General features: G+C 50.0%; 13 protein-coding genes. 9 read left to right on the top strand and 4 right to left on the bottom strand.

All coding sequences use genetic code 11. The features are described 5' to 3' along the window. The first annotated feature begins 105 nt into the window (after positions 1-105). The 3 genes from ABD880_RS06595 to ABD880_RS06585 all read left to right on the top strand — a co-directional run bounded on the left by ABD880_RS06595 (position 106) and on the right by ABD880_RS06585 (position 2,746). Positions 106-1,380 (top strand): sensor histidine kinase, encoded by a 1,275-nt coding sequence (locus tag ABD880_RS06595; RefSeq protein WP_345163881.1) that lies wholly within the window; start codon positions 106-108, stop codon positions 1,378-1,380. Positions 1,381-1,393: 13 nt separating this feature from the next. Beyond that, positions 1,394-1,966, top strand: a complete 573-nt coding sequence (locus ABD880_RS06590; protein WP_345163878.1) for a hypothetical protein — start codon at positions 1,394-1,396, stop codon at positions 1,964-1,966. Between the two features lie 78 nt (positions 1,967-2,044). Beyond that, entirely contained in the window at positions 2,045-2,746 is a 702-nt protein-coding gene (locus ABD880_RS06585) for a response regulator transcription factor (protein WP_345163875.1), read from the top strand. A 282-nt stretch (positions 2,747-3,028) separates the two neighbouring features. On the opposite strand, the gene ABD880_RS06580 is transcribed toward ABD880_RS06585, so the two are convergent. Beyond that, positions 3,029-3,358: a cupin domain-containing protein gene (locus ABD880_RS06580; RefSeq protein WP_345163872.1), complete on the bottom strand. Its 330-nt coding sequence runs from the start codon at positions 3,356-3,358 to the stop codon at positions 3,029-3,031. 27 nt (positions 3,359-3,385) lie between these two features. After that, positions 3,386-3,877 carry a hypothetical protein gene (locus ABD880_RS06575; protein ID WP_345163870.1) on the bottom strand — a complete coding sequence of 164 codons (492 nt, stop codon included), beginning with the start codon at positions 3,875-3,877 and terminating at the stop codon, positions 3,386-3,388. 321 nt (positions 3,878-4,198) lie between these two features. On the opposite strand from ABD880_RS06575, the gene ABD880_RS06570 reads away from it, so the two are divergent. The 3 genes from ABD880_RS06570 to ABD880_RS06560 all read left to right on the top strand — a co-directional run bounded on the left by ABD880_RS06570 (position 4,199) and on the right by ABD880_RS06560 (position 8,254). Further along, the gene (locus ABD880_RS06570; RefSeq protein WP_345163867.1) at positions 4,199-6,601 is read left to right on the top strand and encodes a heavy metal translocating P-type ATPase; all 2,403 of its coding nucleotides are present in this window, start codon (positions 4,199-4,201) and stop codon (positions 6,599-6,601) included. 202 nt (positions 6,602-6,803) lie between these two features. Beyond that, a complete protein-coding gene (locus ABD880_RS06565) occupies positions 6,804-7,286 on the top strand; it encodes a transporter substrate-binding domain-containing protein (protein ID WP_345163864.1) in 483 nt (160 codons plus the stop codon). Continuing rightward, the gene (locus ABD880_RS06560) at positions 7,283-8,254 is read left to right on the top strand and encodes a cation diffusion facilitator family transporter (RefSeq protein ID WP_345163862.1); all 972 of its coding nucleotides are present in this window, start codon (positions 7,283-7,285) and stop codon (positions 8,252-8,254) included. Before ABD880_RS06565 ends, ABD880_RS06560 begins: the two co-directional genes overlap by 4 nt. A gap of 118 nt (positions 8,255-8,372) precedes the next feature. Here the strand turns inward: ABD880_RS06560 and ABD880_RS06555 are convergent, their stop codons facing one another. Then, entirely contained in the window at positions 8,373-10,583 is a 2,211-nt protein-coding gene (locus ABD880_RS06555) for a catalase (RefSeq protein ID WP_345163859.1), read from the bottom strand. A 539-nt stretch (positions 10,584-11,122) separates the two neighbouring features. Beyond that, the gene (locus tag ABD880_RS06550; RefSeq protein ID WP_345163856.1) at positions 11,123-11,395 is read right to left on the bottom strand and encodes a hypothetical protein; all 273 of its coding nucleotides are present in this window, start codon (positions 11,393-11,395) and stop codon (positions 11,123-11,125) included. 346 nt (positions 11,396-11,741) lie between these two features. Between ABD880_RS06550 and ABD880_RS06545 the strand changes: the two genes are divergently transcribed. From ABD880_RS06545 to ABD880_RS06535, 3 genes are all read left to right on the top strand, one after another. Then, positions 11,742-12,191: a MarR family winged helix-turn-helix transcriptional regulator gene (locus tag ABD880_RS06545; RefSeq protein ID WP_345163854.1), complete on the top strand. Its 450-nt coding sequence runs from the start codon at positions 11,742-11,744 to the stop codon at positions 12,189-12,191. Positions 12,192-12,422: 231 nt separating this feature from the next. Then, positions 12,423-13,010 (top strand): glutathione peroxidase, encoded by a 588-nt coding sequence (locus ABD880_RS06540; RefSeq protein ID WP_345163851.1) that lies wholly within the window; start codon positions 12,423-12,425, stop codon positions 13,008-13,010. A 255-nt stretch (positions 13,011-13,265) separates the two neighbouring features. Next, a complete protein-coding gene (locus ABD880_RS06535; protein ID WP_345163848.1) occupies positions 13,266-13,517 on the top strand; it encodes an acyl carrier protein in 252 nt (83 codons plus the stop codon). Positions 13,518-13,583 lie beyond the last annotated feature (66 nt).

Below are 13,583 nucleotides of genomic sequence, written 5' to 3'. Positions count from 1 at the left end.
AAAGGTAGAGCGCCAGGGAATGCACCTAGGTTAATGGATTGTAAAATGATGTTAATGAGATGTTAACGGTGCGCCTCCCATTTAGAAATTGGTTACCTTTAAGCCATGAGCCGAAGCAAAATTCAAATCATTCTGGTATTGGCCAGCGTTTCGTTGGTGGCCCTGCTGAGTGCCCAGCTGGTCTGGCTCACCAAGGCCTACAGCGTAGAGGAGAAAGCTTTCAATCACCGCGTGCAAGTGGCGCTCACCACTGTCTCTGACCAATTGCTGGCCACGGTAGGCGGTTCCACGTCGGCGCAAAAGCCCATCAAACAAATTGCCTCTAATTATTACCTCGCTGAGCTCAACGCACCCATTGACCCAGCCCAAGCAGAGCGCTTGTTGCAACAGGAACTAGGCCGACGAAACCTGCAGGAAGCCTATGAATTTGGGTTGTACAATAGCTTGGATGATACCCTGATGTTCGGGAAATACGTACCGGCCACGCAGAGGAAACTGGCTACGACGCCACCTGCGGTAGTGCGGCATGAAGAGGGGCAGGCGCCCAAGCTGTACAACATGGCGGTGGTGTTCCCCAATAAGACCTCGGTGATTCTGGGCGAGATGGAATTCTGGTGGTATTCTACCGGCGCCTTGCTGTTGGTGGTGCTGTTCTTCGCGTATACCATGTTCCAGATTCTGCGCGAGAAACGCCTGGCCGAACTCAAAACCGACTTCATCAACAACCTCACCCATGAGTTGCAGACGCCCATCACCAACATTGGCCTGGCCAGCGAGGTGTTGCGCAAGCGCCCCGAAACGCTTTCCCCGGACCGTCTCTCCCGGTACCATGACTTGATCTATTCTGAGAACGAACGCCTGCGCGCGCAGGTAGAACGCGTCCTGCAAATGGCCACCATGGAAAGCCGCGAGTTGGTGCTCAAAAAAGAAACCGTAGACGTACACGCGCTTCTGAAGGAGACTAGTCAGAACCTGGCGCCCCGCCTGCAGCAACGGGCCGGTCAGTTACGGCTCAACCTCCAAGCCACCCAACCATTGGTCCACGCCGACAGCCTGCACGTGGCCAACGCCCTCTATAGCCTCCTGGACAACGCCGAAAAGTACTCGCCCCAAGTCCCTGATATTGAAATTACCACCCAAGACGTTGCCCAAGGCATCTTGATCAGCGTGCGCGACAGCGGGATTGGCATCAAGCAGGAGTTCCAGAAATTTCTGTTTGACAAGTTCTACCGCGTACCCACCGGCAACGTGCACAATGTCAAAGGCTTCGGGCTGGGATTGAGCTACGTGAAAGCCATCATGGACGCCCACCACGGCCACGTGACGGTAGAAAGCGCTGAGCAGCAGGGGACCTGTTTTAATCTGGTGTTGCCTAATTGAAGGTGGATATTATATGTCTGAGAAGTTTAAAATGCTCTACGTCATCATCTTTCTATCTACCTTGATAGTAAGTTCCTACGGTATTTTTCATGACCAAATCACCTATTTCATTTCTAAAGAATACTATACCAAGCTGAAGTTTTACCAATTTGGCTTGGAGCATTTTATTGCAAATTCTCCTAGGGTAGGAGTAGCCTTGGTAGGGTTTCTAGCCACTTGGTATTTAGGCTTACTAGCTGGTATCATTTTCGGGCTGGTCTCCTTCTTGTTTCCAACGCCTAAGTTAATGTTGTCCGTTGCGTTAAAGGCATTGGGCATTGCGTTGGTCATAGCGTTTATCACTCCCATAATTGGCGTGCCAGCTTATTTTTTGGGAGACTATTTGGATTCATCTACCTATGAACAGTACAGTTTTGAGCCAACAGATTATGTTCCCGCAGACGTCAAGATTACTGAAGGCTTCAGTTATATACTTGTCGGGTTTGTGCATGGGTTTAGTTATCTGGGAGGGTTGTTAGGCTTAGCGGCGGGCGTAATTTTCCAGGTCTGGAAATATAGGAAACAGGTGGTTGTTGTAAGGGCCTAGCGTTTTTTGCCTGTTTAACCAGAATTAGCCCAAAAACGAAAAGTCTTGCATCTTGATCCTTGTATCTAAAAATTTCTCATGGCCCACATCCTCATTGTAGAAGACGACCCCAACTTGGGATTTTTGCTACAGGATAGCCTGGAAAGTGCAGGGTATGCTGTGACGCTTTGTATTGATGGCGAGGCAGGATTACAAGCCATCCAGCAAACTACATTTGACCTCTGCGTGCTTGATGTGATGTTGCCCAAAATGGACGGTTTTTCCCTGGCCCAAGAAATACGCCAACAGAAAAACGAAGTGCCGTTTATGTTTTTGACGGCTAAGGCTTTGAAGGCAGACCGCTTGCAGGGCTTTGAGCTGGGTTGTGACGATTACCTCACCAAACCCTTCGGGCTAGAGGAACTGGTCTATAGAGTAAAAGCCATTCTGCGCCGAACCAACAAACCCACGGAAACTGCTCCAAACCCTGTCACGACAGACACGCATCTATTTGGCGCCTCTTCGCTGGAATTCAAGAACCTGTTATTGCATGTGGCCGGACAAACTCATGTGCTCACAGACCGCGAGGCTGAACTGCTAAGGCTCTTTGTGCAACACCCAGACCAGTTGCTGCGGCGCGAGGAGATCCTGCAACGCCTCTGGCAGGATGACGGCTATTTTGTGGGCCGCAGCTTGGACGTCTTCATCTCGCGGCTGCGCAAGTACCTGCATCCAGACTCAAGCGTCAAGATCACTACCATCCACGGCAGGGGCTACAAATTTGAGATAGCACAAGCGTAAGCCAAAGAAAAAGCGCGTAGTCCGTTTTTGGCCTATTTCTTGGAAAAAAAGCCAAAAATGCAATCTTCTATTCCTGCTTCAAGCTTATAGCTTGGAGCTTACCAAGGGGCAAGTTTTCAACTTATGTTTGTCATAAGCCCCGGTACCGCAAGTTGGTAAACTTGTCTCTATGAATAACCACAAGCTAGAAGCTTGCGGGAGGGATAGGCGTTTTTGGCCTGTTTTACAGAATCCAGCCTAAAAACAGAAATGCAATATCCCCGGGCATTTAGGCCAAAGGCTCTACTTAATCAAAACCATCTTAAAATCAGAAAGCGCTTTTAAAGAGTGGGGCACTTTTGCCGGAATCTGAATAATCTGCCCGGTCTTCAACGTTTTTTCCAGGCCTTCCTCCGGGAAGGTAAAAGAGCATTCACCCTCCAGCACCAACAACAGCGCATCTATGGGCGTGGTGTGCGTCTTCAGTTCCTGCCCTTCAGAAAAAGCAAACAAGATGACTTTCTGGAATCCCTGGTCAGAGAGGATCTTGCTCTGGAATCTCTCTGAAGAATATGCCAGTTGACCCGCCAGGTCAGGGAGTTGCAATTGTGCTTGTAGGTGCGCAGGTGCCATAGTTTTAGTGTTTTTACGTGGGTGGTATTAAGAAACCAGGTCCTGTAGCCGATGGGCTTTCAGGCGGTCTGCGTGTTTGTGGATGATGGTGAGCTTATGCGCCAGAAAAGCGAGGATGAATAGTAACATCGTTTTGACCAGCTCCAGCGCCTGGTACAAGGATTGCAAGCTGTTGGGTTGTGGGTTTTGGCCGGTACCAACGGCTGAGGCTTGCACATCTAAGGACAACAACAGCCAGTTGGTCTGCAAAAACAGTACGCCCGTTAAGACGCCTGCCACTATCCATTCCCTTTTTGTAGTGCCGTTAAAACACATGGCCACTAGCAGAATGGTGCAGAGGGCAATCTCTACTTTGTTCATCAAACTAAATACCAGTCTTTCTATGCCCAAACCCAAAGACAGCGTCATGCCGGGCGCGTTGAACTTGGCGGGCGATTCTATGAAAGAAATGCCTATGATGAGGCCGGCCCACAAAAAGCAGGCGGCAATGAGGATGAAGGTTCTGGTGTGAGAGCGCATAACCGTTTACGTTAGCGGTGATAGAAAACAACCAAGCCAGTCAGACGCAAGACAGGGAGGCGGCAGGAAGGGCGGGCGTTTTTGACCTGATTTCCCCAAATGAGGCCAAAAACGCTCCTATTCTGTGTAGGCGTAAGAATTGCTTTTGCAAGAACCCTATGCGTGACGTGCAGAACTTCCTTATTGTACTTTCAACATGACAAATGTCTGGCAAACAACGGGCAAAGCAGATGAGCAAGGTCAAAGCGCAAGGTGACATTTATCATGTTCGTGGTGGCTGGTGGGCGGTAGTTTTGTGTTGAATTTAAAATGAGGAAACTTATGCTCCAGACCGCACATCTAGAGACCGCCCTCCACACCTGCTACCATTGCGGCGATGACTGCCAAGGCACGCCCATTGTCTTTGAAGATAAGGACTTTTGTTGCGAAGGATGCAAAGTGGTATATACTTTATTAGCCGAAAACAACCTTTGCACTTATTATAGCCTGGAGGAGCGTCCCGGCATTTCGGTCAAAGACCCGGTGCTGTCGGCGCGCTTTGCCTATTTGAACGACGCCAAGGTGCAGCAACAATTGTTGGATTTTCAGAACGGCACGGTTAGCAAAATCACGTTTCATATTCCGCAGATGCACTGCAGTTCCTGCATCTGGCTTCTGGAGAACCTCAACCGCTTGAACACGGGCGTCACCGATGTGCACGTGAACTTCCTGCGCAAAGAAGCGGCCATCACCTTTGAGCACGCCGTCACCTCCCTGTCACAGATAGTAGAGCTCATGGCCCACATTGGCTATGAACCACAAATCACCTTGGCAGACATGGAGGCGCCTGCGCCTAAAAAGGACCGCTCCATTTATTACAAGTTGGGCTTGGCGGGCTTCTGTTTTGGGAACGTGATGCTGTTGAGCTTTCCAGAATACTTTGGTGGTTTGCAGAAAGAGTACGGTGAGTTCTTCGGGCTGATTAACATTGCCTTGGCCTTGCCGGTGTTTGTTTACAGCGCCAGAGGATTCTTCACTAGCGCTTGGCAGGGTCTGCAACAGCGTATGATCAACCTAGACGTGCCCATTGCCATTGGCCTGCTGTCCTTGTTCTGCGTGAGCTTGTATGACATCCTCACGCACCGCGGGCCGGGCTATCTGGACTCGTTCACCGGTCTGGTGTTTTTCATGCTGATTGGCAAGTACGTCCAGCGCCGCACCTATGACTCCCTGGCCTTTGACCGTGACTACACGTCTTATTTTCCTATTGCCGTCACGGTCCTGGATGAAGGGCAGGAGAAACCCATCTCTGTCAAAGAACTGCAGAAAGGCCAGCGCATTCTGGTGCGCAACCAGGAGCTGATTCCGGCAGACGCGGTGCTCATGCGCGGTACGGCCAACATTGACTACAGCTTCGTGACCGGTGAGTCTGTGCCGGTAGGCAGAAAAGCCGGCGAGGTCATCTATGCCGGTGGTCGGCAGCTGGGCGAAGGCATTGAGCTGGAAGTGGTCAAAGAAGTCTCGCAAGGCTACCTGACCCAGCTGTGGAACAACACTAATTACAAGAAAGAAGAAACGAACACCGTTGAGAACTACGCCAACGCCGTGGGCAAATACTTCTTGACCGTCACGCTTTTGATTGCCGCCGGTGCGCTGTGGTATTGGATTCCCAGAGACACAGACATCGCTATTAAAGCGTTTACCTCAGTACTGGTGATTGCCTGTCCCTGTGCTTTGTCTTTGGCCACGCCATTTACGCTAGGTGCCACCTTGCGCATCTTTGGCCGACATAAATTCTATTTGAAAAACAGCGGAGTAGTAGAGGCCCTGGCCAAAGCAGACACCATTGTGTTTGACAAAACCGGTACGCTCACCGAGCCCAGTTCTTCGCAAATCACTTACGTGGGCGAGGCATTGACGGAAGATGAGCAACGCCAGGTGCGGTCTTTGCTCAAGCATTCCACGCACCCTTTGAGCCAGCGCTTGTACCAGCATTTGACCGGCGCACCATTGCCCGTGCTGGACTTTCTGGAGAAAACCGGGGCAGGCCTTTCTGGCAGGATTGCTGACAATTTAGTAGAGGTTGGGTCTGCCGTATGGGTGGGTGCCAATTCCTTGAAAACCGAAACGCCCACCAAGCAGACGCGCGTGTTTGTGGCCTTGAACGAAGAAGTGCGTGGCTATTTTGTCTTTGAGAACGTGTACCGTCCGGGCTTGAAGGAGTTGGTGCAGGAGCTGGGCAAGACCAAAAAGCTGGCCGTGTTGTCTGGGGACAATGACAGCGAACGCGAGCGTTTGCAGGCCTTCTTCGGGGAGAATGCTGAGATGCGGTTCAACCAGAGTCCCATGCAGAAGCTGGAGTTCATCCAGGAACTAAAGCAGAAGGGCCAGTCGCCTATTATGGTGGGGGATGGCTTGAACGATGCCGGGGCCTTGCGCCAAAGCGACGTGGGTCTAGCTTTGACGGATCAGGTGAACGGCTTCTCGCCGTCTTGTGACGGCATTCTGGAGGCCAACCATTTGTCACGTTTGGCGCACTTTTTGAAATTCTCTAAAACCAGCCGCCGCTTGATTCTGGCCGCCTTCGGGGTGTCATTTGTCTACAACATCATTGGCTTGACCTTGGCCGTCATGGGCGAATTCTCACCCATCGTATCTGCCATCCTCATGCCGGTTAGTACCTTGAGCGTGATTTCCTTTGCCGTGCTTTCTGTGAAGGTAGCCGCTAAGAGAGCCGGTCTATAAGCACATATACCTTTCTACTGCTAAGCGCCGTTTTTGGCCTGATTTCTAGAAATCAGGCCAAAAACGGCGCTTTTCTGTTTAGGGCAATTGGTGGTAAAATAACATTGCTAGTAATGGCGCGTACTAACAGCGGTTTCCGGGAAATGTTTAAAGCTTGGCTTAAAATTTCTGGAAGGATGGCTACTCTTAACCTGTGCATGTCATGAAGCAATCTGTTCAACTACGCCTGCTGCTGTCGCTCTGCCTATACGGGCTGTTGGCAGGCTGTACCCAGTACCCCAAAGACCCCGAAGACACCTTGACCAAAGTAACGGGTGGTACCTTAGTGGTAGGTTACTCAGAGAATGCACCATGGGTAGTGGATGGGGCCAATGGACCTTCGGGTTTGGAGGCTGACTTGGTGCGTGGGTATGCTAAGACCGTCAACGCGCAGATAGAGTGGAAGAAAGACACTGAGCAGGATTTGCTGCACGCGCTGGAAGAGAACCAATTGCACATGGTCATTGCGGGCATCACCGATGACACCCCTTGGAAGAAGAACATCTCCTTCACCAGACCTTACACTGAGCTGGAGAAGAAGAAGCACGTTTTCTGCGTCATTAAGGGAGAAAACGCGTTCATCACTTCCCTGGAAAAATTCCTGCATTCGCAGAAGTCTGTCATTGAAACCCGTCTACAGCCATGAAAACCCTGGAAAAATTTGAATACCCGCCAGAGTTATTGCCTGTCTTCAAGAAAGCCAAGAAGCTGGAGTGGATGACCATTGTCTACCTCATCATCACTTCTTTGCTGGTATTTGTGACCATGGGCAGTTCACAGGCCATGAAGACCGCTTGGTTTGAAGATATTTTGAGTTTGACGCCGGCCATTTCGTTTTTGATTGCCTCCCGGCTGGTACAGAAAGAGCCTAATAAGGAATTCCCGTATGGCTACCACAAGGTAGCCAGCATTGCGTATCTGGTGAGCGCGGTGGCCTTGTTTGTGGTGGGTGGCTTCTTGCTAGTAGACTCGGCTATGACACTCATTAAACAGGAGCATCCCACCATTGGCATTGTGGTCATCTTTGGGCGTGAGGTTTGGCTGGGGTATATGATGATGCTGGTCATGTTCTGGGGAACGGTGCCGTCGTTTATTCTGGGCAAGATGAAGCTGCCGCTGGCCAAAGCCCTGCATGAGAAAAACCTGTACACAGACGCCCAAATGAACAAAGCCGACTGGATGACGGCGGCCGCAGCCATTGGCGGCATCTGGGGCATAGGCATGGGCTGGTGGTGGGCAGATGCCACGGCGGCCTTGATCATTTCACTAGACATTCTCAAAGACGGTTTCACTAACCTAAAGCAAGCCGTTTATGACCTCATTGACCAGACTCCCAAGAAAGTAGATGACCAGGAAGACGACCCGCTGCTAAAGGACGTTCACAACATTTTTGAAAAACAGCCCTGGGTAGAGGACTTTACGTTTAGAATGCGCGAAGAAGGACACATCTACTTAGGCGAGGGTTTTGTAAAGGCTCATCACTCTCAGGAAGAAGAGAACCTGCCCCTGCGCATTCAACAATTAAAGAAAGAAGTAGAGGATTTGAGTTGGCGCATTCATGAGTTTGTCATCACGCCGGTGTTAAAGGTCAATAAAGAAGGAGAGGAAGAGTAGCAGGCCTATGGTCATTTTTTGCCTCTTTTGGCAGAAACAGGTAAAAAACGATGTACAACAAAAAGCCTCCCAGTTAACATCTGGGAGGCTTTTTGTTATACATCTATACCATGGCAGTTTACGCAGGTACCATATCTTTTTGTTCACGGCTCCAGTGCCTGAACTGAGACAATTGCTCCAGGAAGGACGTAGTGAAAGCATTCACGTCTACTCCTGAGCCAGAAGTGACTACGCCTTTGTCTGCTGTTAGATTGCCTTTCTTAGCAGAGGCCAGTTTTACGCCTTTTATGTCAGAAGCCTCCAGCAATTCAACGCCTTCGGCAAGGGCGGCGATGGTTTTGCAATGCTTAAAGGCCTCGTTCAGGAAATGGAGGGCATCTCCCTGCTTTTTCATGGCTTCTACGCTTTCCTTTCCACCCGGCACCAGCACGGCGTCATACATGATAGAGGCGGTGGTGATGTGGCTTTTGTCTACCTTCAGTTCAGCCCCGTCTGCGCCTTTTAGCATGCCCAGAAACTTGGCGACCACCTCTGATTCTACACCTTCGGCTTTCAGGGCTTCTGTGATGGCTTTCACCTGGGCTACGTCCACGCCTTTGGCCGCCAGAATGGCTACCTTCAATCCCTTCAATACCGGTTTCTTGTTTTTCTCCATGCTGAGCGCCGGCGAATCTGTCACATTTTTACGGGTAGAAAGTTTCTCCTTGAGCGCGCTGACGGTGTTTTTTATGGTTTCGGCTACGTTGCCGGTGGGCGGGTCAATGCCCACGCCTTCGGCCACTTTCTGGGCAAACTCCAGGTCCACGTGGGCGAAGTTCTCTATCATGCGCTGGCGCACGGCTTCAGACTCCACCTTGCCTAGCTCAAAGTGCGCGGCCTCCAGAATGTGCTTTTTCTCCACCTCGGTCATAGAATGGTAGAACAGCGAAGCCTGGGTGTAGTGGTCCTTAAAGCTCTCACTGCGCTCGCGTATCTTATGGCCTTCTACCTTTTCCATGTAGTGCATGTAACCACCCATGGCCTCTGGGGCCATCATAGGACAACCGCCGCCCAGTGAGTTAGGGAAGTAGTTGGCCTTGCCCTTGTTAATGGTCTGGCGCATGAAGCCATTCTGCTGGTGGTTGTGTACCGGGCAAACGGGTTTGTTGATGGGCACCTCGGCAAAATTAGCGCTGGTAAAGCGGTTCAACTGGGTGTCCAGATAAGAGAAAAGTCTGCCTTGCAAAAGTGGGTCATTGGTCACGTCTATGCCGGGCACCAGGTTGCCGGGGTGGAACGCCACCTGCTCGGTCTCTGCGAAGAAGTTGTCTGGATTACGGTTGAGCGTCATCTTGCCAATGGGTTGCAGCGGCACCAGTTCTTCTGGGATGATTTTAGTGGCATCCAGCAAGTCAAACGCGAAGGCGTGTTCGTCTTCCTCTTCCACAATCTGCACCGCCAGTTCATATTCTGGGTAGTTGCCTTTCTCAATGGCGTCCCAAAGGTCGCGGCGCAGCCAGTCTGGGTCTTTGCCGGCAATCTTCTGGGCCTCGTCCCAGACCAGGGAATGCGTTCCCAGCAAGGGGCGCCAATGGAATTTGACAAAGCGGCCTTTGCCTTCTTCATTGATGAACCTAAACGTGTGCACCCCAAAGCCTTCCATCATTCTAAAGCTACGCGGAATGCCACGGTCAGACAGTACCCACATGATCATGTGCGTGGTCTCCGGTACCAATGACGCAAAGTCCCAAAACGTGTCATGGGCGGCGCTGGCCTGCGGCATTTCATTGTCTGGGTCTGGTTTGATGGCATGCACCAGGTCCGGGAACTTGATGCCGTCTTGGATAAAGAAGGGCGCAATGTTATTGCCTACCAGGTCATAGTTGCCTTCTTGGGTATAAAACTTGACGGCAAAACCGCGGGCATCGCGCACCGTGTCTGCCGAGCCTCTGGAACCCACTACGGTAGAAAAGCGCACAAAGACCGGCGTAATGAGACCGGGGTTTATCAGGAACTTGGCCTTGGTGTACGTAGACATGGACGTGTCATACGGCTGAAAGTAGCCGTGAGCCCCAGACCCGCGCGCATGGACCACCCGTTCCGGGATGTTCTCATGGTCAAAATGCGTCATCTTCTCCCTAAAGTGGAAGTCTTCTATCAAGGTTGGTCCTCTGGAACCTGCTTTCAAGGAATTGTCTGTATCTGCAATGCGCACGCCCTGGTCTGTGGTGAGGTACTGCTCCTGCGGGTCTTCCCTAAAGGTTTCCAGTTGCTGGTTTTTACTGTCTTGGTTAACTTGGCGGTCGGTTTTGTTGGGCTGGTTACCAGCAGGCATATTCTTTTTACTCATAATCTTCAAGGTTTAAGAGGTGTTGAGTGAAATAGCAGGAGAGGAACCAAGGAAGGGCTAGTATAAACCCCTTCCATAGGCACTGTTAGAAATACGGAATCCGAAGCCAGCTAGTTGGAAAAACTGGATTAAAATTAGATTAAAATATAACTAAAAGAACGGTCTGTCATACCTGTTTTTAATTCAGATGGCCTGAAGGAGGCCATTTTTTACGCTTCTTGGTAAAGGAGTAATTATGGAAATAACCTTAAGGACAGGGTTTAAAACGTAGATAATGCATAGAAGCTTCGGTAGCGTCAACTAAAAGACAGCCTCTTTAATTTTAGTTAAACAGCCATGGAATAAATATGCCTGAATTGGATATTACTAAGTGAATTTGTCTTTAAGATAAAGAGGCAGCCTTCAGTTTAAGGCTACAGCTAGAGCCTACTTGATGCTGAATGGCTATAGATACCTGTTGCCAGAATGCATGCGATGGGGTAAATAAAATGCCTTCCAGAGGAGGAAGGCATTCTTGCTAAAAGTTGTGGGGTAAGTGATTAGTCTACTTTGTCTACCCCTTTTTTAACGGTCTTCTTTACGGCTTTTCCGGCTTTCTTGGCGCCTTTTCCAGTGGCCTTAGCGCCCGACACTACTACATTTTTAGTGCCTTTGCCCACTTCTTTGGTGCCGTGCCCTACTTGTTTAGTGCCTGTCTTGGCACGTTCCTTATTGGTCTTCTTGACCTGCGTGGTATCCTGGGCAGAAAGGGGAGCGGCTATCACGCACAGTCCAAACCCCATTGCTAGTAGTAAACTGCTGAGCTTTTTCATCGTTATCCGTTTTGGTACTACTGGTAAAAACGAGGTCTCTGACAGAGGGTTTCCTATACTTGGTAAGCACACTAACTGGGGTATGGCCCGCATGAATTAGGTTTAAGGGGGTGGCATCTGGCTATTCAAAACAAAAGGGAGGCTGTCTGGTTGAGTGTCAGGGTTAAGATGCTTATTACCATGCTTTGCCTAAGCAGTGCGCCCAAGATTTGGTCTGCTTTTGCAATTTGCCTGAATAATTAGCAAGTTTGTCTACCGGAAGATTTAAGTTAAACCTATAAATAGTAACATACCTTAAGAATTGCGAGGAGCCCCCGCTTGCCTTGTCTTAGAATAAACGTTCAGCATGAGCCCTTCTAACCGTGATAATGCCGTAGCTTTCTTAAAGCAGATGACCAAAGTGACATCCGCACTGAAGGGGTTTATGCGCCAGAAGTTCAAAGAGAACAACATCAACATCACCTTTGAGATGTTGCAGGTGTTGCGCTATTTGTGGGAGAAGGAGAGTGTGAACCAACAGGAGATTGCCAACGCCATCATTAAAGACAAAGCCAGCCTCACTTACTTGATTGACAACCTGGTAGGCCGCAACCTGGTGCAGCGCACCGAAGACAGTCAGGACCGCCGCAACAAGATCATCACCCTCACGCCGGCCGGCAAAGAGCTAGCCGCCATGATTCAGCCGTGGGTGGAAGAGATGTATGACCTGGTGGCCAAAAGCGGAACCCTGGAAGAGCTGGAGACGGGGCTGCAGTTGTTCAAGAACATCCATCAGAACCTACAAAAGAAGGGGTAAACCCTTTTTTTGCCTAAACGGTTAAATATTTAACAAATTGATTGTGGTTATGTACTAGCCCTATGACCTTTGCTGACGGTTCCTGGGTTATGAAGAAAGGAAGGAGCGTGCACGCTAAGGCAAATAGTCAGATTAGTGCCTCATCGTTTTTGGCCTGTTTTCTGTAAAATAGGCCAAAAACGATGAGAAAGTGAAACTCAATGACCCCTAAAGGCTTTAAGGCCATTTGCTATGAAAAAGAAAATCATGAAACTCCTGTACCCGCTCATCATGAAGCTGAGCAAAGGGTCTAAAAACGGGAAAGTCCTTACCAATGAGAAGAAAATAGCCCCGGCGCAGCCGTTCTACAGCCTGGGCACCGTGCTGAGCAACGGCCAGCCCATGGACTTCAGTGCGCTAAAAGGCAAGAAGGTCTTGCTGGTGAACACGGCCTCTAACTGTGGGTACACCGGCCAGTATGAAGAGTTGCAGAAACTGCAGGAGCAGAAGAAGGATGAGCTGGTAGTGATCGGGTTTCCGGCCAACGATTTTAGAGAGCAGGAGAAGGACGATGACCAGGCCATCTCGCAGTTCTGCCAGATCAACTACGGCGTTACGTTTCCGCTGGCCAAGAAGAGCGTGGTGGTGCAAGCGCCTGGCCAGAACCCTGTCTACAGCTGGCTGTCTGACCCTGGCAAAAACGGCTGGAACCAACACCAACCCGATTGGAATTTCAGCAAGTACCTGCTAGACGAGAACGGCGTGCTGACGCATTATTTCGGTCCGGCCATTTCGCCGCTGGGCCAGGAGGTGGAGCAGGCTCTGCAAGGAAGGAAATAAGCGTTTTTACTTCGTTTTGGGTGCTCAGTCGTTTTTGGCTTGTTTTCCAGAAAACAGGCCAAAAATGGCTGAGTATCTTTTTGTTAGCCAAAATGTTTTAATGGTTTTTGGTATACTAAAGGGTATCATTAAGTATGCATGACTACAATTTTTAAAGCCGTATTTTTGCAGGGTCAAAAGAGGAAGCGTGAACGCAATTTCTCTAAGAGTAATTCACAAAACAACCTGCATCCTTCTTATTTTTCATACCTACCCATGAACCCCGACAGTAACAGACTTCGCTATGAAATAGCGTGTCTCATCAGCGATTTAAAGAACATTGAGACTTTTCAGTTAATGCGCCAGCCGCAGCTAGAACAACACGGCCTGGAGCTATTGGACGTGGTAGACATCATCTTAGAAGTAGAGAAGAAATACGGCGTAGAGATTACAGATGACCTGCCTGTTTTCACGGTCCATGACTTTGCCCACATCATTGAGGCGCGGCAGTACCGCCAGGCAGGCTAGACTGCCCACCCTCCGCTTATTTATCCCTCATTCCAGCGCCGCGTAGGGGAAAGACAGAAAATACCT

The sequence above is a fragment of the Nibribacter koreensis genome (assembly GCF_039541795.1).
GTDB classification, from domain to species: Bacteria; Bacteroidota; Bacteroidia; order Cytophagales; family Hymenobacteraceae; genus Nibribacter; species Nibribacter koreensis.
This window is presented reverse-complemented; position numbering and strand designations above follow the sequence as displayed.

What these genes read in the sequence shown, in the direction of transcription:
- ABD880_RS06570 (WP_345163867.1), top strand. Translation starts at nt 4,199, where the DNA reads ATGCTCCAGACCGCACATCTAGAGACCGCCCTCCACACCTGCTACCAT.
- ABD880_RS06580 (WP_345163872.1), bottom strand. Translation starts at nt 3,358, where the DNA reads ATGGCACCTGCGCACCTACAAGCACAATTGCAACTCCCTGACCTGGCG.
- ABD880_RS06535 (WP_345163848.1), top strand. Translation starts at nt 13,266, where the DNA reads ATGAACCCCGACAGTAACAGACTTCGCTATGAAATAGCGTGTCTCATC.
- ABD880_RS06550 (WP_345163856.1), bottom strand. Translation starts at nt 11,395, where the DNA reads ATGAAAAAGCTCAGCAGTTTACTACTAGCAATGGGGTTTGGACTGTGC.
- ABD880_RS06555 (WP_345163859.1), bottom strand. Translation starts at nt 10,583, where the DNA reads ATGAGTAAAAAGAATATGCCTGCTGGTAACCAGCCCAACAAAACCGAC.
- ABD880_RS06565 (WP_345163864.1), top strand. Translation starts at nt 6,804, where the DNA reads ATGAAGCAATCTGTTCAACTACGCCTGCTGCTGTCGCTCTGCCTATAC.
- ABD880_RS06575 (WP_345163870.1), bottom strand. Translation starts at nt 3,877, where the DNA reads ATGCGCTCTCACACCAGAACCTTCATCCTCATTGCCGCCTGCTTTTTG.
- ABD880_RS06545 (WP_345163854.1), top strand. Translation starts at nt 11,742, where the DNA reads ATGAGCCCTTCTAACCGTGATAATGCCGTAGCTTTCTTAAAGCAGATG.
- ABD880_RS06585 (WP_345163875.1), top strand. Translation starts at nt 2,045, where the DNA reads ATGGCCCACATCCTCATTGTAGAAGACGACCCCAACTTGGGATTTTTG.
- ABD880_RS06560 (WP_345163862.1), top strand. Translation starts at nt 7,283, where the DNA reads ATGAAAACCCTGGAAAAATTTGAATACCCGCCAGAGTTATTGCCTGTC.
- ABD880_RS06595 (WP_345163881.1), top strand. Translation starts at nt 106, where the DNA reads ATGAGCCGAAGCAAAATTCAAATCATTCTGGTATTGGCCAGCGTTTCG.
- ABD880_RS06590 (WP_345163878.1), top strand. Translation starts at nt 1,394, where the DNA reads ATGTCTGAGAAGTTTAAAATGCTCTACGTCATCATCTTTCTATCTACC.
- ABD880_RS06540 (WP_345163851.1), top strand. Translation starts at nt 12,423, where the DNA reads ATGAAAAAGAAAATCATGAAACTCCTGTACCCGCTCATCATGAAGCTG.